This window comes from Bradyrhizobium sp. (assembly GCF_028868675.1).
Lineage (GTDB): Bacteria > Pseudomonadota > Alphaproteobacteria > Rhizobiales > Xanthobacteraceae > Bradyrhizobium.
Genome location: NZ_JAGWUA010000053.1, coordinates 1 through 24,153, shown reverse-complemented (window position 1 = coordinate 24,153; position 24,153 = coordinate 1). Strand labels below are relative to the sequence as shown.

Here is a 24,153-nt window from a genome sequence, read left to right as displayed (position 1 = left end):
GGCGCCGCCGACGATCTCGCGCGCGGCCGCTCCACCTTCATGGTGGAGATGGTCGAAACGGCGGCGATCCTCAACCAGGCCGGCGAGCGCTCGCTCGTCATCCTCGACGAGATCGGCCGGGGCACCGCGACCTTCGACGGCCTCTCGATCGCCTGGGCCGCGATCGAGCATCTGCATGAGAGCAACCGCTGCCGCACGCTGTTCGCCACCCACTATCATGAACTCACCGCGCTCTCGGCAAGACTGCCGCGCATGTTCAACGCCACTGTGCGGGTGAAGGAGTGGCAGGGTAACGTCGTGTTCCTGCACGAGGTGCTGCCGGGCTCCGCCGACCGCTCCTACGGCATCCAGGTCGCAAAACTCGCCGGCCTGCCGCCGGCGGTGATCGCGCGGGCGAAATCCGTGCTGGCGAAGCTGGAGGCGCAGGACCGCGGCCAGACCGCGCGTGCGCTGGTCGACGACCTGCCGCTGTTCGCGGTGCCCTCGCGCGCCGCCGCGGATGCCGCTCCGCCGAGCGAAGCCGAACTGCTGGTGGAAGCGGTGAAGGCGCTGCATCCGGACGAGATGAGCCCGCGCGAGGCGCTGGAGGCGCTGTACGCGCTGAAGGCGAAGCTGCCGAAGCAGTAGCCAAGCTCGTCATTACGAGCGAAGCGAAGCAATCCAGAGTCCCTCCGCGGAGACAGTCTGGATTGCTTCGTCGCGGAGCCTGTCATCGGGCCGCGCTTCGCGCGGACCCGTTGGCTCCTCGCAAAGGCGGCGTCTCAATGCGTCAGCCGCTTCCGTCGCCCCAGCCACCACAGCGTCAGGTTCCAGCCGACGCAAGTCGCGAGCGCCAGGCTCAAGCCCGTCGCCGAGCCGAACTGCGTTACCGCGACATGCAGCACGGCGACCGCCACGCCGAAGCCGAGCAGACCCCAGGCGGCATTGGCGATCACGGCCGCCGTCGGCGGGCCGCCGATGCGCGGGTGCAGGATCAGCATCATGCTGGTGAAGACGATCGGATAGAGCGCGATGATGCCGCTGATCGTGGGCCCGACCCAGCCCGAGGTCGAGACCACGATCGCGACGAGAGTCGCGACCAGCGAGGCGCGCAGCGGCACATCGTACCAGCGTCGCGTGACCAGCGGCATCTTCACGTGGCGGTAGCGCGAGAGCAGCGGAATGCAGATGCCGAACGCCACCGCGTTCACGATGAGTCCTGCCGAAAGCGTCCAGTCGAGCGCCCGGATGATCGAGGCGAGCCCGATCCAGACCAGCACGGCCGCCCCGAGGCTGATCACGAGATTGCTGCGCTGCGCCAGCACGACATAGGTCAGCCCAAGAATGATGGTCGCCGCGTTGACCGGCAGGCTCGCCAGCGCGCCCTGCGCGACGAACGCGGCGTCGTGGTCGAGCGCGAGGAAGACGTAGGACGGGCCAGCCGAGATCGGCAGGGTCGCAACCAGCGCGCCGATCACCGGCCCCGAGCGCTCGGTGATGATCGACGCCGTCACCACGAACGCCGCAGTGATCGCCATGCGCAGGATGAGGATGAGGAGGAAGACGAGCTCGGGGGGCATTTGTTTTTCGTCGTCCCGGGCAAGCGAGGCGCGACCCGGGACCATAACCACAGGCCGCTATTGGTCAGGCGGCTTGGCCGCTATCTCGCGCCACAACTACACCCTGGGGTTATGGGTCCTGGCTTTTTGCCAGGACGACACCGGCATCGTTGCTACATCCTCCGCATCTCGACCGACACCTTCGGGCCGTTCTTGATGGTCTGATAGACCACGCAATAACGCTCGGTCAGCTTCAACAGCAGGTCGAGCTTGTCCTGCGGCGCGTCGGTGTCGACCTCGAAGCGCAGGCGGATCTCGGCGAAGCCGACCGGCGCCTCCTTGTCGATGCCGAGCGTGCCGCGGAAATCGAGATCGCCCTCCGCATAGACGTTGCCGGTCCTGAGCGGCACCTCGATCGCGGTTGCGACCGATTTCAGCGTGACGCCGGCGCAGGCGACCAGCGCCTCCAGCAGCATGTCGCCGGAGCAGAGCTCGAGCCCGGAGCCGCCGGTGCCGGGATGGAGGCCAGCCATCGCGATGGCGCGGCCGGTCTCGACCTTGCAGGAAATGCCGTCGCTGTCGGTGGAGCTCTTGGCTTTGAGGGTGATCATCGCCGCCTTGGGATCGCTCTTGTAGCGCTCCTTGATCGGGGCCTGCATCTGGCGGAGTTGGGCCGCGTCCATTTTGTTCTCTCCCGGATGAAATCCGCCTGCCGATGTACCGGCTCGAGGGCGGATTGTCACCACCACATCGCCTGCCCCGGGCCGAGCGCCGCCTCGCGGTCCGGCACGCTGCGATCGAGCGAGCGGTCGAGCGAGGCGAGCACGCTGCGCTTGAAAGTCTCGAACAGCGGCGAATTGCGGTCGCGCGGGCGCGCCAGGTTGATCTCGATCTGGTCGAACAGCCGGCCGGGCCGCGGACGCATCACAAGGACGCGATCAGCCAGCACCACGGCCTCGTCGACGTCGTGGGTGACCAGAATCAAGGTCGGCCGCGTGTCGGCCCAGAGGTCGAGCAGATGATCCTGCAGGTCGCGGCGGGTGAAGGCATCGAGCGCCGAGAACGGCTCGTCGAGCAGCAGCACTTCCGGCTGCGGCACCAGCGCACGCGCGATCGCGACCCGCTGCGCCTGCCCGCCGGAGAGTTCGCGCGGCCACGCCGCGGCCTTGTCGGCAAGCCCGACGCGGGCAAGCGCCTGCGCAATCTTATGGCGCCGCTGTTCGGCCGGCAGGTCGGCGAGGCCGAAGCCGATATTGTCGGCGACGCTGAGCCAGGGCAGCAGCCGCGGCTCCTGGAAGATGATGCCGATCTTGGCGTGCGGGGCCGCGATCGCCTCGTCGTCGAGCGTCACCGTGCCCGTCGAGGCGCGATCGAGGCCGGCGATGGCCCGCAGCAACGTGGACTTGCCGCAGCCGGAGCCGCCGATGATGGCGACGATCTCGCCCTCGGCGATCTCGGACGAGAACCGCGCCAGCGCCTCCACGCCGTTGGGATAGGTCTTGCCGACCCGCTCGAGCGCCAGCATCGCCTAAGCCCCGCGCTCGTGCCCGAAGGCGTCCTGCCAGCGCAGCAGCGGCGCGGTGGCGATCTCGATCAGCCAGTCGGTGGTCTTGCCGAGGATCGCGAAGATCACGATCGCGGCCACGATCTGCGCGGGCTTGCCGAGCTGCTGGCCGTCGATCAGGAGATAGCCGAGGCCTTCGGACGCCCCCATGAATTCGGCGGCGACGACGAACATCCACCCCAAACCCAGACCGACGCGCAGAGACACGACGTAGGCCGGCAGCACGGCAGGCAGCAGGATGCGGCGGATCATCGCCGGCCCCGAGAGACGGAAGATACGGCCGACCTCGACGATCTTGCGGTCGACCGAGAGGATCGCACCCATCACGCCGAGATAGACCGGGAAGAACACGCCGACCGCGATCAGCGCGACCTTCGAGGTCTCGAAAATGCCGAGCCAGAGGATAAACAGCGGCACCCAGGCAATCGACGGGATCGCGCGCAGCGCCTGCACGGTCGGATCGAGCAGCCGGCGCGCCAGCGACCAGTAGCCGGAGACGGCGCCGAGCAAGGTGCCGGCGACCACGCCGAGCGCAAAGCCGAGCCCGACCCGCGACAGCGTCGCCACGACATGCCGGGTCAGCTCGCCGCTGCGAGCGAGCTCCAGGATCGTGACGATGACGCGCGAGGGCGGCGGCACCAGACGCCCGCTGGAGAGGCCGAGCCAGACCGCAAGCTCCCAGCCGAGCGCGAGCCCGACCGGCAGCACGAGGCCCAGCATGGGCCAGGCATGGCGCGACAGGCGCGTGACCGCCGTGCCGCGCGGTGCGGCGGTCACTTGCTCCGCGATCTGTTCCAATGCTGGCAGTTCGACGCTCATGGCCATAGCAAGCGCTTCTCACGCGGGATTGCAAGGACGGCCTCCCGGAGGAGAAGTCGTGCAGGTCGGATGGATTCTCAATTCGTCGGCAGCGGGATCTGGTCGTCGATCAGCGCGTCCAGCGTCGCCTTGACGTCGACCTTGGCGTCGACGACGCCCGCCTGCTGCAGGGCGAGGCCGGCCGCGAGGATCGACTCGCGCTGCGGCGCGCCGATGCGGCTGTGGGTCAGTTCGGTGCGTTCCTTGAGCTGTTTGTCGACGACCGCATCGGGCAACTTGGTCACGCCGATGAAGGTCCTCTTCAGCTCGTCATAATTGGCGAGCGAGTATTTGCGCGCGTCCTCGTACACCGCGAGCACGCGGCGAACAATGTCCGGATGGTCCTTCAGGAACTGCTCGCGCACATTGAGGATGCCCCAGGTGTTGGCATCGGCCTTGCGGTAGAACAGCTTCGCGCCGTCCTCGACCTCGGCCTGTGCCATCATCGGATCGAGGCCGGCCCAGGCGTCGACGTCGCCGCGGATCAGCGCGGTCTTGCCGTCGGCGTGCTGCAGCAGCACCGGCGTGATGTCCTTTTCGGACAGACCGGCGCCGAGCAGCGCGCGCACCAGGAAGATGTGCGGGTCGGTGCCGCGCGTCACCGCGACGCGCTTGCCCTTGAGATCGGCGACGCTCGCGATCCTGGAGTCCTTCGTGGTCACCAGCGCCGTCCATTCGGGACGCGAATAGACGTAGATCGACTTGATCGGGTTGCCGTTGATCTTGGCGACGAGCGCGGCCGAGCCCGCGGTCGAGCCGAAATCGATCGAGCCGGCGTTGAGGAATTCGAGCGCCTTGTTGGAGCCGGCCGACTGCACCCAGACGACGTTGATGCCGTCCCTGGCGAATTCCTTCTCCAGGAGCCCCTTCTGCTTCAGGACCATCGACACCGGATTGTAGGTCGCCCAGTCGATGCGGATGTCCTTCAGCGGCTCGGCGGCCACCGCCGCGGCCGGCCAAAGCATCGCGCCCGCGATGCCCGCCACGAGATACCTGCGTGAAAACTCGACCATGCCGCCCTCCTCTATAATTTCATTTCTTTTCAATGAGTTAGAGATCGAGGTCAACGAGAAAATCCGTATCCCGAAGACGCGCGTCCGAGAACGGTTTTGCCCCGAACGCACCTTTCCCAGCATGGAACGACTATTGCCAGCGCGGATTGCCGGAGAATGCCGGGTGACAGGGCTTCTCGCCTCTTATATCCGGTAGACCCATGGACAGCGTCGTGACCGAACAGAAGCCAGACGTCGATGACCGCTTCGACGGCGCGCGGATCACCGCCGCGGTGGTTGCGCTCGCCGCGAAGCACGAGGGGCGCGAGGACGCGTTCCGCTCCGCGATCGCGCAATTGCTCAAGGCCGAGCTGATCGCGGCCCGCGCCAAGGCGCAAGCGATCCTGCTCAAGGACCGCCACGGCCGCCGTTGCGCCGAGCGACTCTGCTTCGTGCAGGACGAGATCATCCGCATCCTGTTCTCGGCCGCGACGGAGCATCTCTACCGCTCGCCGATCCCGACCGGCGCCGAGCGAATGGCCGTGGTGGCAACCGGCGGCTACGGCCGCGGCCTGATGGCGCCGGAATCCGACATCGACCTCCTGTTCATCCTGCCCTACAAGCAGACCGCCTGGGGCGAGCAGGTGGCGGAGGCCATCCTCTACTGCCTGTGGGACATGGGGCTGAAGGTCGGCCACGCCACGCGCTCGGTGGACGAGTGCATCCGCCAGGCGCGCGGCGACATGACCATCCGCACCGCGATCCTGGAGACGCGCTTCCTCACCGGCGACAAGCCGCTCTATGACGAGCTGGTCGCACGCTTCGACAAGGAGGTGATCCAGGGCACCGCCGCCGAATTCGTCACCGCGAAACTCGCCGAACGCGAGGAGCGGCATCGCCGCGCCGGACAGTCGCGCTACCTGGTCGAGCCGAACGTCAAGGACGGCAAGGGCGGCCTGCGCGACCTGCACACGCTGTTCTGGATCGCCAAATACGTCTATCGCGTGCGCGACACCGACGAGTTGGTCCAGCGCGGCGTGTTCGACGCGCAGGAATACCGCACCTTCCGCCGCTGCGCCGACTTCCTCTGGTCGGTGCGCTGCAATCTGCACTTCTTCTGCAACCGCGCCGAGGAACGGCTGTCCTTCGACCTGCAGCGCGAGATCGCGCTCCGCCTCGGCTACACCAGCCATCCCGGCATGCAGGACGTCGAGCGCTTCATGAAGCACTACTTCCTGGTCGCCAAGGAAGTCGGCAACCTCACCGCCATCCTGTGCGCCAAGCTCGAGGACCAGCAGGCCAAGCCCGCGCCGGTCTTGAGCCGGGTGATGGCACGGCTGCGGCCGAGCACGGTCAAGCGGCGGGTGCCCGACAGCGACGACTTCATCATCGACAACAACCGCATCAACCTCGCAGCGCCCGACGTCTTCAAGCACGATCCGGTCAATTTGATCCGCATCTTCCGCCTGGCGCAGAAGAACAACCTCGCCTTCCATCCGGACGCGATGCGCACCGTGACGCGCTCGCTCGCCCTGATCAACGCGCAGATGCGCGAGAATCCCGAAGCCAACCGGCTGTTGATGGAGATCCTGACCTCCAACGACGCCGAGACCGTGCTGCGGCGGATGAACGAGACCGGCGTGCTCGGCCATTTCATCCGCGCCTTCGGCAAGATCGTGTCGATGATGCAGTTCAACATGTATCATCACTACACGGTGGACGAGCATCTCTTGCGCTGCATCGGCTTCCTGCAGGACATCGAGCGCGGCGGCGTCGAGGAGTTCGCGTTTGCAAGCGACCTGATGCGCAAGATCCGGCCCGAGCACCGCCGCGTGATCTACGTCGCGACGCTGTTGCACGACATCGCCAAGGGCCGACCGGAGGATCATTCCGTCGCGGGCGCCAAGGTGGCGCGGCGGCTCTGCCCGCGGCTCGGCTTCAGCCCCGCCGACACCGAGCTCGTGGCCTGGCTGATCGACGAGCATCTCACCATGTCGACCGTCGCGCAGTCGCGCGACCTCTCCGACCGCAAGACCATCGAGAATTTCGCCGCCGTGGTGCAGTCGGTCGAGCAGATGAAGCTCCTCACGATCCTGACCACCGCCGACATCCGCGGCGTCGGCCCCGGCGTGTGGAACGGCTGGAAGGCGCAGCTCCTGCGCTCGCTGTACTACGAGACCGAGCCGGTCCTGACCGGCGGCTTCTCCGAGGTCGACCGCGGCAAGAGGCTTGCCGCCGCGCAGGGCGAGTTCCGCGCCGCCTTCGCCGAATGGCCGAAGGAGGAGCTCGAGGCCTATGTCGCGCGGCACTATCCGGCGTACTGGCTCAAGGTCGAGTTGCCGCGCAAGATTCGCCACGCGCGTTTCGTCCGAGCGAGCGAACAAGCCGGCCACAAGCTCGCGATCAACGTCGGCTTCGACGAGGTGCGCGGCGTCACCGAGCTGACGATCTTCGCCGCCGACCATCCCTGGCTGCTCTCGATCATCGCGGGCGCCTGCGCCTCGGCCGGCGCCAACATCGTCGACGCCCAGATCTACACCACGACCGACGGCCGCGCGCTCGACACCATCTCGATCTCCAGGGAGTACGACCGCGACGAGGACGAGGGCCGCCGCGCCACACGGATCGGCGAGATGATCGAGGACGTGCTGGAGGGCAAGCTGCGCCTGCCCGAAGTGGTGGCGCGCCGCACCGTGCGCAGCAAGGCCAAGCCGTTCGTGATCGAGCCGGAGGTCATGATCAACAACCAGTGGTCCGATCGCTACACCGTGATCGAGGTCTCGGGCCTCGACCGGACGGGCCTGCTCTACGAGCTGACCACCGCGATCTCCAAGCTCAACCTCAACATCGCCTCCGCCCATGTCGCGACCTTCGGCGAGCGGGCGCGCGACGTGTTCTACGTCACCGACCTGCTCGGCGCGCAGATCAACGCCCCGACCCGGCAGGCCGCGATCAAGAGCGCGCTGATCCACGTCATGGCGAGCGAGAAGGCGATCCAGCCGGCGGCGTGAGCTCCACCCCTTCATGCGCGAGCAGCCAGCGCTTGCGCTCCAGCCCCCCGCCATATTTCACCAGCGATCCGTCCGCGCCGATCAGGCGGTGGCAGGGCACGACGACGCTGATCGGGTTGCTGCCATTGGCGTGGCCGACCGCACGCATGGCCTTCGGCGCACCGAGCCTGGCCGCCAGCGCGCCATAGCTCATCGTCGTGCCCACGGGAATCTTTGCGAGCGCGGTCCAGACCTTTCGTTGAAACGGCGTACCGGCGACGCGCCAGTCGATCGACGCGAGCCGACCGAGATCGCCGTCGAAATAGGCCGCCAGCGCCGACTTCATCGCTGCCGGCGCGCGCGATACACGCAGCGTGACGGTTCCGTAATGCAGTCGCAGCAGCTCGCGCATCCGATGCTCATAGTCCTCCCAGTCGAGCGCGCGCAGCAGACCGTCGGCATCGGTGACGAGCAGCGCGGTTCCGATCGGCGTCGTCAGGCGGTCGAGACCGAAGGTGTCAGCATTCCGTGTCGAAATCGTCATCGTCATCCCGATGTCGGCGGATCGCCCGACTTCCATTTCAAGCTATCCCGGCACCTCGCCAAAATTCTTGCCGACCGGCAGCACGGCGTGGCGGATCAGGCGGGAATCTTCCACCGCCGCCTGACGGTGCTTCACGGCCTCGCGGTAGACGGGGTCGCGGATCATCTCGACGAAGGCGGCAACGCTCGGATACTCGGCGATGAAGCAATGGTCCCAGCGCTCCTCCTGCGGGCCGATCAGCATCAGTTCGAACCTGCCCTGCCAGACGATGCGGCCACCGAGCCGTTCGAACACCGGCCCGCTCTCGCGCCCATAGGCCGCATAGGCCTCCGCGCCGCTGGCCTTGCGGCCGTCCGGATAGACGGCCTCCGTGCGCAGGCGGACCAGGTTCAGCATGTGAATCGGGCCGGGGCGGTCGTTGTTCCGAAATTGCGCAAAAACGTCCTTGGTCGGATCGATATGGCCCATGCGAGGTTCCTCTTGCCTGATGGCCGTGATCCTAGCCTCGCAGCGAATGACAGGGAACCGCGCACAGCCGCCGCACCTCCTAATCCCGCGTTAAGCTTTGGGTAACCGGGCCTTAAACCGCCCCCGCTAGCGTGCGGCGGGGCGGGCTGACCGGGCGTAGCGTATGGCGTGGGGACGAAAAAAGAGCCGCGGGCGCAAGGAGCCGCTATTCGGCCTGCCCGCAGCGCTGGCCGATTTGCGCCTGACGGCTGCGGACCGCATCCCCAACGCCGAGGACAAGCCGAAGAAATCCGCGAAGTCGCAGCCGAAGCGCCGAAGCGAGGATGGCGACGACGAGCCGCCGCGCGAGCGCAAGGCACCGGCCAGCCGCAGCGGCGCCAAGCGCCGCTCGAAATCGCGCGTGCGTCTCCACGTCGGCCGGCTGGTCTATTGGGGCGCGGTGCTCGGCCTGTGGGGTATGATCGCCGCGGTCGGAGTGGTCGTCTGGGTCGGGGCCCACCTGCCGCCAATCCAGTCGCTGGAGATCCCGAAGCGGCCGCCGACCATCCAGATCGTCGGCGTCGACGGCAGCGTGCTGGCGCAGCGCGGCGAGATGGCCGGCGCCAATGTGGCGCTGAAGGACCTGCCGCCCTATCTGCCGAAGGCCTTCATCGCCATCGAGGATCGCCGCTTCTATTCGCATTTCGGCATCGATCCCGTCGGCATCGCGCGTGCGGCGATCGCCAACGTCCTGCATCGCGGCGTCTCGCAGGGCGGTTCGACGCTGACGCAGCAGCTTGCGAAGAACCTGTTCCTGACCCAGGAGCGCACGCTGCAGCGCAAGCTGCAGGAAGTCGAGCTCGCGCTGTGGCTCGAGCGCAAGCATTCCAAGAACGAGATCCTCGAGCTCTATCTCAACCGCGTCTATTTCGGCTCCGGCGCCTATGGCGTCGAGGCGGCGGCGCAGCGCTATTTCGGCAAGTCGGCGAGGAACGTCACGCTGGCGGAGGCCGCGATGCTGGCTGGGCTCGTCAAGTCGCCCTCGCGCCTTGCGCCGAACCGCAACCCGGAAGGCGCCGAGCAGCGCGCCCAGATCGTGCTGGCCGCGATGGCGGATGCGAAATTCATCACCGATGCGCAGGCGCAGGCCTCGATCGGCCATCCCGCGATCAACGTGAAACCGGCCGGCGCCGGCACCGTCAACTACGTCGCCGACTGGATCGGCGAGGTGCTCGACGATCTGGTCGGCCAGATCGACCAGAGCATCACGGTCGAGACCACCATCGATCCGAAGCTGCAGAGCGTGGCGGAAGCCGCCATCATCGACGAACTCGCGGCGAAAAGCGTGAAGTTCAACGTCAGCCAGGGCGCACTGGTGGCGATGACGCCCGACGGCGCGGTGCGCGCCATGGTCGGCGGCCGGAACTATGCCGAGAGCCAGTACAACCGCGCGGTAACCGCGAGGCGCCAGCCCGGCTCGGCGTTCAAGCCGTTCGTCTATCTCACTGCGCTCGAAGCCGGACTGACGCCCGACACGGTCCGCCAGGACGCGCCGATCGAGATCAAGGGCTGGCGGCCGGAGAACTACACCCACGAATATTTCGGCGCGGTGACGCTGACGCAGGCGCTGGCGATGTCGCTCAACACGGTCGCGGTGCGGCTCGGGCTCGAGGTCGGGCCGAAGAACGTGGTGCGCACCGCCCACCGGCTCGGCATCGCCTCCAAGCTCGAGCCCAACGCCTCGATCGCGCTCGGCACCTCCGAGGTCTCCGTGATCGAGCTGGTCGGCGCCTATGCGCCGTTCGCCAATGGCGGGCTCGCGGTGTCGCCGCACGTGGTGACGCGGATCAAGACGCTGGAGGGCAAGCTGCTCTACATGCGCCAGCCTGAGGATCGCAACCGGGTGATCGAACCGCGCTATGTCGCGATGATGAACACGATGATGCGGGAGACGCTGGTCTCCGGCACCGCAAAGAAGGCGGATATCCCGGGCTGGACGGCGGCCGGCAAGACCGGCACCAGCCAGGATTTCCGCGATGCCTGGTTCATCGGCTACACGGCGAACCTCGTCACCGGCGTCTGGCTCGGCAATGACGACAACTCCCCGACCAGGAAGGCGACCGGCGGCGGACTGCCGGTGGAGGTCTGGACCCGCTTCATGCGCACGGCGCACGAGGGCGTGCCGGTAGCGAACCTGCCGAACGCGCAAGCCGGCTGGGGACCGTCGAATCTGATGCAGGCGGCCTCGCAAGTGACGGCGCCGACCCCGCCCGCCACCGCCAATGGCGGCGCTCGCCCGGCACCGACGCGCGCCAACGTGCGGCCGGAGCCAGCCGCGGGGCTCGATGGCTGGCTGATGGACCGCCTGTTCGGCGGACACAGGTAGCGGCCAGGGCGCTGGCGGGATCGGGTCGGGCCAGAGGGGTTTGGACCCGTCCGACAAAATATCGGGTTCAACCCCATGCACAGTGGGCCGCGCCGCCAACCCGCCACTTGACACGTCGGCAAATCAGGGGCCGGGCCGCCCGAAGGCCTACTCCTCGATCCCGTAGCGGTGCAGGTCGTTGCCGTAGGTGTCGAGCCATTTCTTGGCGCGCTCGACCGACGGACAGACCTTTGCGACCACGCGCCAGAAGCGGGCCGAGTGGTTCATCTCGACGAGATGGGCGACTTCGTGGGCGGCGATATAGTCGAGCACGAACGGCGGCGCGAAGATCAGGCGCCAGGAAAACGACAGCGAGCCCGCCGAGGTGCAGGAGCCCCAGCGGCTGGATTGATCGCGGATCGACAGCCGCTTGACGCGCACGCCGAGCTCGGCGGCATAGGTCTGCGCCGCACGCTGCAGATCGCGGCGCGCCTCGCGCTTGAGATAGTCGTGGACGCGGCGGTCGATATGATCGAGACCGCCGGCGACGCAGAGGATGCGTTCGCCGGAATCGCGCACCTCCGTCCACACCGTGCCGCGCTCGCCGGCGCGATGCACGATCCGATGCGGCACACCGCGCAGCGGTATCACGGTGCCCGACTGGAATGGCGCGGCCTTCGGCAGGCGACCAAGACGCGCCGCGATCCAGCCGCCATGGCGTTGCGCGAAGTCCTTTGCTTCCGCAAGCGTGCCGCGCGGCGGCATGGTGAGGATGGCTTCGCGATCGCTCGGATGAATTCTGAGCGTGTAGCGACGCGCGCGGCGGTGCCGCCGCAGCCGGATCGCAAAATATTGCGACCCATGTCTGATCAGGAGAGTCGAGGGTTCGTGAGGCCGCCGATAGAGGAGCGCGCGAGTGGCCATTTCTGTCAGTCCGGGGAGGAGAAGCTCGCCCGGATTCTGCCATAACCGCCGCCACGGGAAGCGCTCGGCGCAAAAACAAATCATTTGCCCAATATACAGGGGTTGGGTGGCCGCAAGGCCCTACAGACTGGGGTTGGAACCTGAAATTTTGGCCTGCCTCCGGCGCATGCGGCCTCCCCAAGGGGTGAGGGTCGACTCACTCCTAGAAGGCTACCTAATTACCGCGAATCTGGTTCGGCCTGGCGCCTTTCCGACCAACCGGTTTTCGACGGAATCGCCGAAATACGCCGCCTATTCGGCCGCCGCGCGCATCGATTTGGGATTCGCCGCCGAGATCATGAAATCGTGGATGCGCGGCAAGATTTCCGACTTGAAGCGCGAGCCATTGAACACGCCGTAATGTCCGACGCCCAGCTGCACGTAATGCACGCGGCGATGCTCGGGGATCGAACTGCACAGGGTGTGCGTGGCTTCGGTCTGGCCGAGGCCGGAAATGTCGTCGTTCTCGCCTTCCACGGTCATCAACGCGACGCGCGTGATCTTGGACGGCTGCACCAGAATCCCGCGATGGGTCATCTCGCCCTTGGGCAGCGCATGGCGGACGAACACGGTCTCGACCGTCTGCAGATAATACTCCGCGGTGAGGTCCATTACCGCGAGATACTCGTCGTAGAAGTCGCGATGCTTGTCGACGAGGTCGCCGTCGCCCTTCACCAGATTGGCAAACAGCTGCTTGTGGGCATCCATGTGCCGGTCGAGGTTCATGCTGATGAAACCATTGAGCTGCAGGAAGCCCGGATAGACGTCGCGCATCATGCCGGGATGCGGGAACGGCACCTTGGTGATGACGTGGTTGCGGAACCAGTCGATGCCGCGCTGTTCCGCGAGCTTGTTCACCGCGGTCGGATTGCGGCGGGTGTCGATCGGGCCGCCCATCAGCGTCATCGAGATCGGCACGAAGGGATCGCGCCGGGTTTCCATGACCGAGACGGCGGCGACCACCGGCACGGAGGGCTGGCACACCGCCATGACATGGGTGTTGCCGCCCAGCACCTGCAGCATCTCGATCACGTAGTCGATGTAGTCGTCGAGATCGAAGCGGCCTTCGCTCAGCGGCACCATGCGGGCGTCGGCCCAGTCGGTGATGTAGACCTCATGCGCCGGCAACAAGGCTTCCACCGTGCCGCGCAGCAGCGTGGCGTAGTGGCCCGACATCGGCGCGACGACCAGCACGCGCGGCTGCGGGCTGCGCAGCGGACGGGTGAACTTGCGATCGAAATAGAGCAGCCGGCAAAACGGCTTTTCCCAGACCGAGCGGACCTCGACGGGCACGCGGATGCCGCTGACCTCGGTGTCGTCGAGGCCCCATTCCGGCTTGCCGTAGCGGCGCGTGGTGCGCTCGAACAGTTCGCACGCCGCGGCGAGCGACTTGCCCATATCGGTGTGCGACCAGGGATTTAGAGGATTCTGGAACAGGATCTTGGTGGCGTCGGTGACGGCGCGCGCCGGATTGAGCGCGGCATGCGCCATCTCGTACATCCAGTACATCGGCGTGGTTAGTACCGGACTGCCTTCGGCCACTAAGGGCGGTGCGCCGCCAAACTCACCAATGGGCATTATCGTTCATCCTCTTGCATCGCAGCATACTGCCGAATGCGTAATATTGCGTCAATGCACCATCCCGTACATCTACTGCCAAGAATCGGCCGAAACGCGCGAAAATCCACGGGAAAGTGACGCTACTCGCCGCCGGACAGCAGCGCCCCGTTCTTTTTGGCACTGCGCAAAAGGGCGAGAAATGCCCCGAAGGATGCCAGCAGCAGAACGGCGTTGATGACCAGCGCATCCAGCATCAGGTCGGCCCGGAACGCGTCCTCGATCAGGAGCGCCCGCATGCCTTCGAACACGTAGGTCGGCGGCAAGGCCCAGGCGACATGCTGCAGCCAGACCGGCAGCACGCTGACGGGATAGTAGATGCAGGCGAGCGGCATCACCGCGAACATCAGCGTCCAGACGATGCTCTCGGCGCCGAGGCCGTTCCGCAGCACGAGGCCGGAGACGAAGATGCCGACCGACCAGCTCGTGAAGATCAGATTACAGAAGAAGGCGATCAGCGGCAGGCCGAGGCTATAGAAATTGAAGTGAAACAGGAACAGCGCGAGCAGCGTCATCGGGATCACGCCGATCGCGAGCCGGATCAGGCTCATGCTCATCAGCGCCAGCAGGAACTCGATCGGCTTGAGCGGGCTCATCATGAGGTTGCCGAGGTTGCGCGCCCACATCTCCTCCAGGAACGAGATGGAGAAGCCGAGCTGGCCGCGGAACAGGATGTCCCAGAGGATGACGGCGCCGATCAGCGTGCCGCCGGCGCGCGCGAAGAAGCCGGCATTCTCTGCGATATAGAGCTGCAGAAAGCCCCAGGTGATGATCTGCAGCGCCGGCCAGTACACGAGCTCGAGCAGCCGCGGCCAGGACGACAGCAGCAGGTACCAGTAGCGCAGGATCATCGCGCCGATGCGATGCATGGAGATGCCGCGGTGGAGGGAAATCTCGCTCATCGCAAGGTTTCCTGCACCCGGCCGCGCGCCACGTCGAGAAACACCTCCTCGAGCGTCGAGCGGTTGTAGCGGGCCATGATGGCATCGGGCGTGCCGTCGTCCTCGATCCGCCCGCGCTTCATGATGATGACGCGGTCGCAGAGCCGCTCGACCTCCAGCATGTTGTGCGAGGCGAGCAGGATGGTCGCCTGGTTCTGCCTGCGATAGCTCTCCAGATGCGCCCGGACCCAGTCGGCGGTGTCGGGATCGAGCGACGCGGTCGGCTCGTCCAGCAGCAGGAGCTCCGGCTGGTTGATCAGCGCCTTGGCGAGCGCGACGCGGGTCTTCTGCCCCGCGGACAGCTTGCCGTTGGCACGGTCGAGGAAATCGTTGAGGTCGAGATCGTCCGCGAGCGCGGCGATGCGTTCGCGCAGATTGGTCACGGCGTAGAGCTTGCCGAAGATGGTGAGGTTCTGCCGCACCGTGAGCCGCATCGGCATGTCGACATAGGGGCTCTCGAAATTCATCCGCCCGAGCACCGCGGCGCTGTCCTCCGGCATCCCGTGACCGAGCACCCGCACCCGGCCCGAGGTCGGCAGCACCAGGCCCATGATCATCGCGATCGTGGTGGTCTTGCCGGCGCCGTTGCCGCCGAGCAGCCCCGTGATGCTGCCGCGGGCAATCGAGAAGGAGATGCCGTCGACCGCGCGGGTCTCCTTGTAGACCTTGACGAGGTGCTCGACCTCGATCGCCGCGGGCGGGCGATCCGCGACAGTCGGCCGGCTTGAAGCTGCGTCATTCTCGGTCATGCTGGGCCGTTCTTCTGCCATTGCGGCGGCGAGCGCAAGCGTGGTGACGGGTCGTGAAGGGTCGCGCCCGATGCGACCGGGCAAGCCCCCGCGTTTGTGATCGGACCGCCGCACCGCTAGATTGGCTTGACATGATCGACGTTGCCGTTTCCGAGTTTCGCCATCCGCAGCGACATGTCCGCCTGGACACCATCCTGCGGCTGCGCTGGCTCGCGGTGCTCGGCCAGCTCGCCGCCATCTTCATCGTGGCGCAGGGACTGGAATTCGACGTTCCGATCATTCCCTGCATCAGCATCATCGCCCTGTCGGCGGCACTCAATCTGGCGCTGCAGACGGCGGTCAATCCGATGCGGCGGCTGGAGCCACTTCATGCCGCCGCGCTGCTGGCGCTCAACATCCTGGAACTGGCGGGACTGCTGGTCTTCACCGGCGGATTGCAGAACCCGTTCTCCTTCCTGTTCCTGGCGCCGGTCCTGATCTCCGCCACCGCGCTGCCGGTCCGGCTGACCTTCGCCCTCGGCCTGCTGGCGGTCGCCTGCGCCTCGGTCCTGTTCTTCTTCCACCTGCCGCTGCCCTGGGATGCGGACGATCCGCTGGTGCTGCCGCCGATCTACCTGGTCGGCGTCTGGCTCTCGATCGTGCTCGCGATCGGCGTCACCAGCCTCTACTCCTTCCAGGTGACGGAGGAGGCGCGCAAGCTCGCCAACGCGCTCGCGGCGACCGAGCTGGTGCTGACGCGCGAGCAGCACCTGACCCAGCTCGACGGGCTGGCAGCGGCCGCCGCCCATGAGCTCGGCACACCGCTCTCGACCATCTTCCTGATCTCGCGCGAGCTGGAAAGGACGGTGAAGGACGGCCCGCTCGCCGCCGACGTCAAGACGCTGCGCGAACAGGCGCAGCGCTGCCGGGACATCCTCGGCAAGATCACGCAGCTTTCCTCGACCGGCGCGCCGTTCGATCGCATGAAACTGTCCGAGCTGATCGAGGAGGCCGTAGCGCCGCACCGCGATTTCGGCATCGACATCAAGGTGAGGATCGCGGTCGCGGCGGCCGCGGAGCCGGTCGGCTCGCGCAACCCGGCCATCCTCTATGGCCTCGGCAACATCCTGGAAAACGCCGTCGATTTCGCCCACTCCGCGGTGGAGGTCAACGCCTGGTGGAACGGGGACACGGTCGAGATCGTGATCTCCGATGACGGGCCCGGCATCCCGCCCGACCTGCTGCACCGGATCGGCGAGCCCTATCTGTCGCGCCGCCGTCCCCAAAGCGAGAGCGGCGGCGACGGCGGCGAGCGCAGCGGCCTCGGGCTCGGCATCTTCATCGCACGTACGCTGCTGGAGCGGACCGGCGCAAAAGTGTCGTTTGCCAACCGGACCTTCCCCGAGCACGGCGCCGTGGTGCAGATCGCCTGGCCACGCCGGAGTCTCGAGGCGAGCGAACCGCTCGACGAAACAACGGGATAGACCGCGACGTTGCGTCGCACCGCATGAACGACCGACTTTGTACGGTCTTGGCAGCGCCGCATTGCAGCGCCATATGTTGCAGCGTTGGACAGAGGACGAGCCCTTGAACGCCATCGCCGAACTGAACGAACAGATCGATCGCTCGCTTCTCATCGTGGAGGACGACAAGCCGTTTCTCGAACGGCTGTCGCGCGCGATGGAGACGCGCGGCTTCACGGTGACCTCCTGCGATACCGTCTCCGACGGTCTCGCCCAGATCGGCAAGGCCGCGCCGGCCTTCGCGGTCGTGGATCTGCGGCTCGGCGACGGCAACGGGCTCGACGTGGTCTCGGCGCTGAAGAAGAAGCGGCCCGACGCCCGCGCGATCGTGCTGACCGGCTACGGCAACATCGCCACCGCCGTGACCGCGGTGAAGATGGGCGCGATCGACTATCTCTCGAAACCCGCCGATGCCGACGACGTCGTCGCGGCGCTGCTCTCGACCGGCACGGAGAAATCCGAACTGCCGCAGAATCCGATGTCGGCCGACCGCGTGCGCTGGGAGCACATCCAGCGCATCTACGAGATGTGCAACCGCAACGTCTCCGAGACCGCGCGCCGCCTCAACATGCATCGCCGCACCCTGCAGCGCATCTTGGCCAAGCGCGCGCCGCGGTAGTCCGACGTAGCCCGGATGGAGCGCAGCGAAATCCGGGCTACGAGATTTACTCCCAGAACTCCGCATGCCCCTGCGGATCGACCAGGCGGTTGATGCGCAGCGCCGCCGCCATGGCGAAGCGCAGCGTCATCTGCTTGCGCGTCGCGGCCTGCAGCCTGTGCTCGGGCGCCTCGCAATGCAGATGCGCGCCATAGGCGTCGGCGATGATCAGGCCGGTCTCTTGCGGAAAGATCTCGCAAGGCAGGTCCTGCGTGAAGGCGAAGAACAGCCGGTCGCAATGGGCGCGGTACTCGTGCCACTTCTGGTCGGCGCGCAAATCTTCCACCGACGACTTGATCTCGACGATCCAGATCTCGCCGCGCTCGTTGAGCGCCACCAGATCGGCGCGGCGGCCCGAGGGCAGCGGCAACTCGCTGATGCAGGTGAAGCCGAGCGAGCGCAACAGCCGTGCCGTGCCGCGCGCGACTGCGAGCGCTGTCTCCGACTGACGTCCGTCCGGTGGCACGAGGGCGATGTGGCGGGCGGTGTTGTCCATGCCGGCCAGCCTAGCCGATTCCGCAGGCCTCGGCCCAATCTTTTGCTTGGCGGTCCGTCAAAAATCGGCATTGTGAGGCCATGACAGAGCAAACCGAGACCCAGGCGAAGGCGGGCGCGATCATCGTTCCCGTGACGCTGTTCGAGCAGAACTGCACCATCATCTGGAACGAGCCGAGCAAGAAGGCGGTGGTGATCGATCCCGGCGGCGACGTGCCGAAGATTCTGGACGCGATCGCCCAGACCGGCGTGAGCGTGGAGAAGATCTGGCTGACCCACGGCCACATCGATCACGTCGGCGGCGCCGACGAATTGCGCGAGGCGCTGAAGGTGCCGATCGAGGGACCGCACATCGCCGACAAGTTCCTGCTCGACAACGTCGTCGACAGCGGCGCGCGCTTCGGCATGAGCGGCGTGCGCGATTTCGCGCCCGACCGCTGGCTTCAGGACGGCGACACCGTGGCGATCGGCGATCTTTCCTTCGACATCCTGCATTGCCCCGGCCATTCGCCGGGCAGCGTGGTGTTCTTCAACAGGGAGCTGCGCTTCGCCCATGTCGGCGACGTCCTGTTCGCGGGCTCGGTCGGACGCACCGATCTTCCCGGCGGCAGCCATGCGACCCTGATCAACTCGATCGTGACGAAACTGCTGCCGCTCGGCGACGACGTCGGCTTCATCTGCGGCCACGGCGCGGGCTCGAGCATCGGCCAGGAGCGGATGACCAATCCGTTCATCACCGGCGAGCTGTAGGGCAACCTCCGCAAGCTACGATTTCATCAGGCCCGCGGCCGTCAGCGCGCGCGTGATGGCGGCGCCGATGTCGAAGCTGCGGCGCTTTTTGCGCTTCGGCTTCAGCTTCGGCTCCGCCGGCTGCTCGAGCACGGCCGCACGTATCGACCGCGCGAGATGCGGCGCGGGCGCCGGAAGCGGCGGCGGCGAGGCGGCGGCGCGGATCCACGCGGTCAGCCCGAAGAATTTTGCGATGTGGTAGGAGGACGAGATGCCCGCCTCGATCAGGAAGGCGCCCTCCTTGCCGTAGCGCTGCTCGTTGTCGGCGATGCCGAGCGGCGTGCCGTGCGCCATGTCGGTGATGGTGTAGGACTCGACGATGGTGTCGCCGTCCGCATTCCACCAGCTCTGGCGCGGATGGCCGTCGACCACGGTCTCCGCCATCGGCGCCTGCGGCAGCTCGTGCAGATCGAGCCATTGCTTGACGATCTCGTCGGCATTGCCAGGATTGACCGTGCGGTCCGCGCTGCCGTGCCACACCGAAAGCTTCGGCCAGGAGCCGCGATGCGCCGTCGCCTTGCGCACGAGATCGCCGAGCTCGCGCGCGGGCCGCTCGGGCGAATGAAACATGCCGTCCAGCGCCTGGCGCAGATTGGTGGCGACGCCGAACGGCAGGCCGGCGATGACGGCGCCGGCCGCGAACAGCTCCGGGCAGGTCGCGAGCAGCGCCATCGTCATCGCGCCGCCGGCGGAGAGGCCGGTGACGAAGATTCTTTGCGCATCGATGTCATGATGGGCGACCATGTGGGCGACCATCTCGCGGATCGAGCCGACCTCGCCGCCGTCGCGCGCGATGTCGTCCGGATTGAACCAGTTGAAACAGGTGTTGGCGTTGTTGCGGCGGCGCTGCTGCGGCATCGCCAGCGCGAAGCCATAGTGCTTCGCCAGCGTCGACCATCCCGCGCCGAGATCGTAGCCGGCCGCGGTCTGGCCGCAGCCATGCAAGACCACGACCAGCGCGCGCGGCTGCTGCAGTTGCGCGGGCACGTAGGCGAACATGCGCAAGTTCCCGGGATTGGCGCCGAAGCCCGTGACCTCCGCGAGGGGGCTGCGCAAACCCCCGCTGCGACCCCGTTCGGCAAGACGCAGGCCCTCCAGCCCTGGCAGGCGCCTCAACAGATCGACATTCCTGGCTAACGACACCGACAGCTCCCGGCGGGCGACTTCCAACGTCACCCAAAGCAGATAGTTGCTGCAGTGCAAATTAAAAAGTATGCGCGCGGCCGATCCCCACAGATTCTCCGCGAGAATAGGCCCGCATTGCGCCGCATTGCCTCAACCTGATGCATACCCACGGCACTTCCATGTCAGGAATGCGACGGAAATCATGATCGAGGCGACAAACGGCGCGAGCGAGACGCGAAACGCAGCGCACATACCATTTGACGGCGGCGTCGCACGAACTGGAGGCGACAAAACGGAAGGGACGAATAGAGCGCGAAGCGCGGGCGCGCGCTGCATGTCGCGGAATCGCCACCGCCCGCCGCGTCCGTTTCGTGCTATTCTGGCGATGACGGCCTGACGCGCGCCGCGGGCGACCGCGGCCTCCCGCAATACGAGACCGGAGCAATCGCCATGTCGATGCAGAGTGTGGCCTCCCCCGCGATCGGCTGGACGCCGCCGAAGCGCAATACGCTGACGCACATCCCCGGCGACGAGGGCTGGCCGTTCATCGGCAAGACGCTCGAGGTGCTCGCCGACCCCAAGGGCCACATCGAGGCCAACGCGGCGAAATACGGCCTCGTCTACCGCAGCCATCTGTTCGGCGAGACCAGCATCGTGCTGCTCGGACCCGAGGCCAACGAGCTCGTGATGTTCGACCGCGCAAGGCAGTTTTCCTCCGAGCACGGCTGGGGCCGCATCCTCGGCCTGTTGTTTCCACGCGGACTGATGCTGCGCGACTTCGACGAGCATCGCGAGCACCGGCAGGCGCTCTCGGTCGCCTTCAAGTCCGGACCGATGCGCTCCTATTTCACCGAACTCGACAAGGGAATCGCGGCGCGCATCGCGCAGTGGAAGGCGCGGCCCGGCGAGATGCTGGTCTATCCGGCGATGAAGCAGCTCACCCTCGACCTCGCCGCCGCCTCCTTCCTCGGCGCCGACATCGGACCGGAGGTCGACGAGATCAACCGCGCCTTCGTCGACATGGTGGCTGCGGCGGTGGCGGCGATCCGCGTGCCGATCCCCGGCACCCAGATGGCGCGCGGCGTGAAGGGCCGCAAGCGCATCGTCGCCTATTTCAGGGAGCAGATCCCGATCCGCCGCGCCAGGGCCGGCGGCGACGATCTGTTCTCGCAATTGTGCCACGCCACCGACGAGCAGGGCGCGCTGTTGTCCGAGCAGGACGTCATCGACCACATGAGCTTCCTGATGATGGCGGCCCATGACACGCTCACCTCGTCGCTGACCTCGCTCGTCGCCGCGCTCGCGGCCAACCCCGAATGGCAGCAGAAGCTGCGCGAGGAAGCCTCGTCGCTCGGGCTCGCGCCGGGCGAGCCGACCGCGTTCGAGAAGCTCGACGCGATGCCGCTGTCGGAGATGGCGTTCAAGGAGGCGCTGCGGATCAGGCCGCCGGTGCCGTCGATGCCGCGTCGCGCCGTGCGCGATTTCAGCTTCATGGGATACGACATTCCCGCCGGCACCATGGTCGGCGTCAATCCGATGTTCACGCACCACATGAAGGACATCTGGCCGGATCCCGACCGCTTCGATCCCTTGCGCTTCACCGAGGAGGCGCAGCGCAACCGGCACCGCTTCGCCTGGGTGCCGTTCGGCGGCGGCGCGCATATGTGCCTCGGACTGCACTTCGCCTACATGCAGACGAAATGCTTCATGCGGCACTTCCTGCAGAACCTCGAGGTGTCGCTGCCGCCGGGCTACCAGCCGAGCTGGCAGGTATGGCCGATCCCGAAGCCGCGCGACGGGCTGCGAGTGACGGTGAAGGCGGCGTGATGGCCTCGCCTCGTCATTGCGAGCGAAGCGAAGCAATCCAGCCTTCGTAGGGTGGGCGAAGCCGAGCGTGCCCACCACTTTCTAGCAAGACTGAGGCTCGATTGGTGGGCACGGCGCTGACGCGCCTTTGCCCGCCCTACGGCTCCTGCGTCCGGGGCATGAGTGCCCCCTACCCCGCGCCCTGGTCGAACGCCTTGCGCAAGGCGACGTAGCCCTGCTGCTGCTGGCTCCAGTTGCGGCCGCCGGTCATGGCGCCGTCGACGACGAGATCGTGGCCGTTGACGAAGCTCGATTCGTCGCTGGCGAGGAATACCGCGGCGTGCGCGATGTCGTCGGGCAGGCCGGCGCGCGGGATCGGCTGCGCGGCCTTGTAGACCTCGCGCATCACCGCCGGGGTCTTCTCGGCGGCTTCGGTCGACAGTCCCAGCGCCTTGCCGAAAATGCCGGTCGCGATCGCGCCCGGCGAGATCGAATTGACGCGGATGTTGGACTCGCCGAGCTCCATCGCCACGCATCTGGTGAGATGGATGACGGCCGCCTTCGCCGCGCTGTAGACCATCGAGGAGGAGAAACCAGCGAGGCGACCGGCGATGCTGCCATTGTTGATGATGCTGCCAAAGCCCTGCTTCTTCATGTGGGGCGCGGCATGCTTCATGCCGAGCATCACGCTGCGCACCAGCGTCGCCATCGCAGCGTCGAAGCGATCGACCTCGAGCCCCTCGATGCCGCCGGTCTGCGCCGGGCCGCCGGCATTGTTGAACAGGCAGTCGATCCTGCCGAATTTCTCGACCGCCAGCGAGATCAGCGCGCGCATCTGCTCTTCGATCGTCACGTCGGTCTGGCGGAAGATGCAGGCGGGCCCGAGCTGCCTCGCCAGCGCTTCGCCTTCCGGTCGACGTCGTCCCGCGATCACAATTTTGGCACCTTCGGCGACGAAGACTTCCGCGGTCCGCAATCCGATTCCGCTCGTCGCGCCGGTGATCACCGCTACCTTGCCGTCAAGCCGTCCCATGGCATGTTCCCGTTCTTGAATGATTTGAGCCCGATTGACGGGCACCGGCCGGCGCCGCCGTTCCGGCGGCCACTATTCCCGCCTGCCGACGGCAAGGCAAGCTATGCTTGCGCAGGCGGAATGCGTAACGTCTCCGGCGGCAGGTCGGCTCCGGTGATCGCAGACAGCGCATGGCGAGGTTGATCGACGAGTTTCGACGGGGCTGGTACGGCGTCTCCCAACCGCCGCTGGCCATGAGCGTCGCCTTTGCCGCGGTGTGCCTGGCGTGCGCGACGCTGGTCCGCTGGGGCCTCGCCCAGGTGCGGCCCGACATCTTCTTCACGCCGTATTTTCCGGCCGTGTTCTTCGCCGCCGCGTTCGGCGGCCTGCGAATCGGGGTGGTGACCGCGCTGGTCGGCGGCGTGCTCGGCGTCGCCGTCAATTTCGGCGATGCCCACGCCGACCGCGCGCGATTCGTTCTGCTGGTGCTGTACTGGGCAGTCAGCGCGCTCACCATCTGGGGCGTCGAGCACTACCGGAGCCTGCTGATCGCGCAGCGGCGCGTTTCGAAGCGCCTGATCGAGGAGGAGGAATATCGCAAGCTCCTGGTCAACGAGCTGCAGCACCGGCTGAAGAACAAGCTGTCGACCGTGCACGCCGTGCTGCACCAGGTGCTCCACGACCAACCGCAGGTGTGGGCCCGCATCGATCCGCGGCTGCGTTCGCTGGCGGCGACCGACGATCTGATCGCGCGCGTCGACAATTCCGGCTGCGACATCCGCGACCTCCTCATCTCCGAGCTCGGCCCCTATGGCCACGTCCGCTTCACCCTGAACGGCGAGCCGCTGTTCCTGCCGGCCAAGCTCGCGGTGACGCTGTCGCTGATGTTCCACGAGCTCGCGACCAATGCGAGCAAGTACGGCGCATTCTCCGCCCCGCGCGGCCTGCTGCAGGTGTCGTGGACGGTCACCGAGGATCGTCTCACCGTCACCTGGGACGAGACCGAAGGCCCGAATGTCGAGAACGTCTCGCCGCCCGGCTTCGGCACCAAGCTGTTGAAATCGGCGCTTTCGGCCTTCGACGGCAAGACCGAAATCTCCTACCTGAAGACCGGCGTACATTGCATCATGCAGTGCCGGATCCCCCCGAGCTGACGCCTCTGCCGGCAGGCGAAAGCGGGATCGCGCGGCTCGCCAGG

General features: G+C 66.7%; 21 protein-coding genes and 1 pseudogene. 8 read left to right on the top strand and 14 right to left on the bottom strand.

The features are described from left to right. A pseudogene (locus KGM94_RS09675) lies at positions 1-627 on the top strand (DNA mismatch repair protein MutS); the annotation flags it as partial. Between the two features lie 134 nt (positions 628-761). Here KGM94_RS09675 and KGM94_RS09670 read toward each other — a convergent pair. From KGM94_RS09670 to KGM94_RS09650, 5 genes are all read right to left on the bottom strand, one after another. Beyond that, a complete protein-coding gene (locus KGM94_RS09670; RefSeq protein WP_300257513.1) occupies positions 762-1,559 on the bottom strand; it encodes a hypothetical protein in 798 nt (265 codons plus the stop codon). 152 nt (positions 1,560-1,711) lie between these two features. Next, a complete protein-coding gene (locus KGM94_RS09665) occupies positions 1,712-2,221 on the bottom strand; it encodes an OsmC family protein (RefSeq protein ID WP_300257510.1) in 510 nt (169 codons plus the stop codon). 56 nt (positions 2,222-2,277) lie between these two features. Beyond that, positions 2,278-3,063: an ABC transporter ATP-binding protein gene (locus KGM94_RS09660; RefSeq protein WP_300257507.1), complete on the bottom strand. Its 786-nt coding sequence runs from the start codon at positions 3,061-3,063 to the stop codon at positions 2,278-2,280. 3 nt (positions 3,064-3,066) lie between these two features. Then, positions 3,067-3,921 (bottom strand): ABC transporter permease, encoded by an 855-nt coding sequence (locus KGM94_RS09655; protein WP_300257517.1) that lies wholly within the window; start codon positions 3,919-3,921, stop codon positions 3,067-3,069. Positions 3,922-3,998: 77 nt separating this feature from the next. Beyond that, entirely contained in the window at positions 3,999-4,973 is a 975-nt protein-coding gene (locus KGM94_RS09650) for an aliphatic sulfonate ABC transporter substrate-binding protein (RefSeq protein WP_300257504.1), read from the bottom strand. Positions 4,974-5,173: 200 nt separating this feature from the next. Here KGM94_RS09650 and KGM94_RS09645 point away from each other — a divergent pair, with 200 nt between their 5' ends. Beyond that, positions 5,174-7,963, top strand: coding sequence for a [protein-PII] uridylyltransferase (locus KGM94_RS09645; RefSeq protein WP_300257499.1), 2,790 nt, complete (start codon positions 5,174-5,176; stop codon positions 7,961-7,963). On the opposite strand, the gene KGM94_RS09640 is transcribed toward KGM94_RS09645, so the two are convergent. Together KGM94_RS09640 and KGM94_RS09635 are read right to left on the bottom strand one after the other, a co-directional pair. Next, on the bottom strand, positions 7,926-8,486 hold the full coding sequence (locus KGM94_RS09640) for a methylated-DNA--[protein]-cysteine S-methyltransferase (RefSeq protein ID WP_300257515.1): 561 nt from the start codon (positions 8,484-8,486) through the stop codon (positions 7,926-7,928). The two genes, KGM94_RS09645 and KGM94_RS09640, sit on opposite strands and share 38 nt — an antisense overlap. Before the next feature lie 42 nt (positions 8,487-8,528). Next, complete coding sequence (locus tag KGM94_RS09635; RefSeq protein ID WP_300257496.1) at positions 8,529-8,954, bottom strand: DUF1330 domain-containing protein; 426 nt, start codon at positions 8,952-8,954, stop codon at positions 8,529-8,531. 163 nt (positions 8,955-9,117) lie between these two features. Here KGM94_RS09635 and KGM94_RS09630 point away from each other — a divergent pair, with 163 nt between their 5' ends. Beyond that, complete coding sequence (locus KGM94_RS09630) at positions 9,118-11,319, top strand: transglycosylase domain-containing protein (RefSeq protein WP_300257493.1); 2,202 nt, start codon at positions 9,118-9,120, stop codon at positions 11,317-11,319. Between the two features lie 147 nt (positions 11,320-11,466). Here KGM94_RS09630 and KGM94_RS09625 read toward each other — a convergent pair whose 3' ends face one another. From KGM94_RS09625 to KGM94_RS09610, 4 genes are all read right to left on the bottom strand, one after another. Further along, positions 11,467-12,306 (bottom strand): SprT family zinc-dependent metalloprotease, encoded by an 840-nt coding sequence (locus tag KGM94_RS09625; protein WP_300257490.1) that lies wholly within the window; start codon positions 12,304-12,306, stop codon positions 11,467-11,469. A 207-nt stretch (positions 12,307-12,513) separates the two neighbouring features. Then, positions 12,514-13,839 carry a polyhydroxyalkanoate depolymerase gene (gene phaZ / locus KGM94_RS09620; RefSeq protein ID WP_300257487.1) on the bottom strand — a complete coding sequence of 442 codons (1,326 nt, stop codon included), beginning with the start codon at positions 13,837-13,839 and terminating at the stop codon, positions 12,514-12,516. A 122-nt stretch (positions 13,840-13,961) separates the two neighbouring features. Beyond that, positions 13,962-14,780, bottom strand: coding sequence for an ABC transporter permease (locus tag KGM94_RS09615; protein ID WP_300257484.1), 819 nt, complete (start codon positions 14,778-14,780; stop codon positions 13,962-13,964). Continuing rightward, on the bottom strand, positions 14,777-15,568 hold the full coding sequence (locus KGM94_RS09610) for an ABC transporter ATP-binding protein (protein ID WP_300257481.1): 792 nt from the start codon (positions 15,566-15,568) through the stop codon (positions 14,777-14,779). Before KGM94_RS09610 ends, KGM94_RS09615 begins: the two co-directional genes overlap by 4 nt. Before the next feature lie 131 nt (positions 15,569-15,699). Here KGM94_RS09610 and KGM94_RS09605 point away from each other — a divergent pair, with 131 nt between their 5' ends. Further along, the gene (locus KGM94_RS09605; RefSeq protein WP_300257478.1) at positions 15,700-17,031 is read left to right on the top strand and encodes an ActS/PrrB/RegB family redox-sensitive histidine kinase; all 1,332 of its coding nucleotides are present in this window, start codon (positions 15,700-15,702) and stop codon (positions 17,029-17,031) included. A 103-nt stretch (positions 17,032-17,134) separates the two neighbouring features. After that, positions 17,135-17,689, top strand: a complete 555-nt coding sequence (locus tag KGM94_RS09600) for an ActR/PrrA/RegA family redox response regulator transcription factor (protein ID WP_300257474.1) — start codon at positions 17,135-17,137, stop codon at positions 17,687-17,689. Between the two features lie 46 nt (positions 17,690-17,735). Here the strand turns inward: KGM94_RS09600 and KGM94_RS09595 are convergent, their stop codons facing one another. Further along, the gene (locus tag KGM94_RS09595) at positions 17,736-18,224 is read right to left on the bottom strand and encodes an MmcB family DNA repair protein (protein WP_300257469.1); all 489 of its coding nucleotides are present in this window, start codon (positions 18,222-18,224) and stop codon (positions 17,736-17,738) included. A gap of 80 nt (positions 18,225-18,304) precedes the next feature. Between KGM94_RS09595 and KGM94_RS09590 the strand changes: the two genes are divergently transcribed. Further along, positions 18,305-18,973 carry an MBL fold metallo-hydrolase gene (locus tag KGM94_RS09590; RefSeq protein ID WP_300257464.1) on the top strand — a complete coding sequence of 223 codons (669 nt, stop codon included), beginning with the start codon at positions 18,305-18,307 and terminating at the stop codon, positions 18,971-18,973. A gap of 15 nt (positions 18,974-18,988) precedes the next feature. On the opposite strand, the gene KGM94_RS09585 is transcribed toward KGM94_RS09590, so the two are convergent. Then, positions 18,989-20,155 (bottom strand): PHB depolymerase family esterase, encoded by a 1,167-nt coding sequence (locus tag KGM94_RS09585; protein WP_300257461.1) that lies wholly within the window; start codon positions 20,153-20,155, stop codon positions 18,989-18,991. Positions 20,156-20,587: 432 nt separating this feature from the next. Between KGM94_RS09585 and KGM94_RS09580 the strand changes: the two genes are divergently transcribed. Next, positions 20,588-21,964: a cytochrome P450 gene (locus tag KGM94_RS09580; RefSeq protein WP_300257457.1), complete on the top strand. Its 1,377-nt coding sequence runs from the start codon at positions 20,588-20,590 to the stop codon at positions 21,962-21,964. 169 nt (positions 21,965-22,133) lie between these two features. Here the strand turns inward: KGM94_RS09580 and KGM94_RS09575 are convergent, their stop codons facing one another. After that, a complete protein-coding gene (locus tag KGM94_RS09575; protein ID WP_300257454.1) occupies positions 22,134-22,976 on the bottom strand; it encodes a glucose 1-dehydrogenase in 843 nt (280 codons plus the stop codon). 170 nt (positions 22,977-23,146) lie between these two features. On the opposite strand from KGM94_RS09575, the gene KGM94_RS09570 reads away from it, so the two are divergent. Then, the gene (locus tag KGM94_RS09570) at positions 23,147-24,109 is read left to right on the top strand and encodes a sensor histidine kinase (protein WP_300257451.1); all 963 of its coding nucleotides are present in this window, start codon (positions 23,147-23,149) and stop codon (positions 24,107-24,109) included. The last annotated feature ends 44 nt before the right edge of the window (positions 24,110-24,153 follow it).

Excerpts from the sequence above, each read along its gene's own strand:
- KGM94_RS09605 (WP_300257478.1), top strand. The coding sequence starts at position 15,700 with ATGATCGACGTTGCCGTTTCCGAGTTTCGCCATCCGCAGCGACATGTC.
- KGM94_RS09625 (WP_300257490.1), bottom strand. The coding sequence starts at position 12,306 with ATGATTTGTTTTTGCGCCGAGCGCTTCCCGTGGCGGCGGTTATGGCAG.
- KGM94_RS09595 (WP_300257469.1), bottom strand. The coding sequence starts at position 18,224 with ATGGACAACACCGCCCGCCACATCGCCCTCGTGCCACCGGACGGACGT.
- KGM94_RS09590 (WP_300257464.1), top strand. The coding sequence starts at position 18,305 with ATGACAGAGCAAACCGAGACCCAGGCGAAGGCGGGCGCGATCATCGTT.
- KGM94_RS09610 (WP_300257481.1), bottom strand. The coding sequence starts at position 15,568 with ATGACCGAGAATGACGCAGCTTCAAGCCGGCCGACTGTCGCGGATCGC.
- KGM94_RS09630 (WP_300257493.1), top strand. The coding sequence starts at position 9,118 with ATGGCGTGGGGACGAAAAAAGAGCCGCGGGCGCAAGGAGCCGCTATTC.
- KGM94_RS09650 (WP_300257504.1), bottom strand. The coding sequence starts at position 4,973 with ATGGTCGAGTTTTCACGCAGGTATCTCGTGGCGGGCATCGCGGGCGCG.
- KGM94_RS09660 (WP_300257507.1), bottom strand. The coding sequence starts at position 3,063 with ATGCTGGCGCTCGAGCGGGTCGGCAAGACCTATCCCAACGGCGTGGAG.
- KGM94_RS09580 (WP_300257457.1), top strand. The coding sequence starts at position 20,588 with ATGTCGATGCAGAGTGTGGCCTCCCCCGCGATCGGCTGGACGCCGCCG.
- KGM94_RS09665 (WP_300257510.1), bottom strand. The coding sequence starts at position 2,221 with ATGGACGCGGCCCAACTCCGCCAGATGCAGGCCCCGATCAAGGAGCGC.
- KGM94_RS09640 (WP_300257515.1), bottom strand. The coding sequence starts at position 8,486 with ATGACGATTTCGACACGGAATGCTGACACCTTCGGTCTCGACCGCCTG.
- KGM94_RS09655 (WP_300257517.1), bottom strand. The coding sequence starts at position 3,921 with ATGAGCGTCGAACTGCCAGCATTGGAACAGATCGCGGAGCAAGTGACC.
- KGM94_RS09645 (WP_300257499.1), top strand. The coding sequence starts at position 5,174 with ATGGACAGCGTCGTGACCGAACAGAAGCCAGACGTCGATGACCGCTTC.
- KGM94_RS09575 (WP_300257454.1), bottom strand. The coding sequence starts at position 22,976 with ATGGGACGGCTTGACGGCAAGGTAGCGGTGATCACCGGCGCGACGAGC.
- KGM94_RS09670 (WP_300257513.1), bottom strand. The coding sequence starts at position 1,559 with ATGCCCCCCGAGCTCGTCTTCCTCCTCATCCTCATCCTGCGCATGGCG.
- KGM94_RS09615 (WP_300257484.1), bottom strand. The coding sequence starts at position 14,780 with ATGAGCGAGATTTCCCTCCACCGCGGCATCTCCATGCATCGCATCGGC.
- KGM94_RS09570 (WP_300257451.1), top strand. The coding sequence starts at position 23,147 with ATGGCGAGGTTGATCGACGAGTTTCGACGGGGCTGGTACGGCGTCTCC.
- phaZ (WP_300257487.1), bottom strand. The coding sequence starts at position 13,839 with ATGCCCATTGGTGAGTTTGGCGGCGCACCGCCCTTAGTGGCCGAAGGC.
- KGM94_RS09635 (WP_300257496.1), bottom strand. The coding sequence starts at position 8,954 with ATGGGCCATATCGATCCGACCAAGGACGTTTTTGCGCAATTTCGGAAC.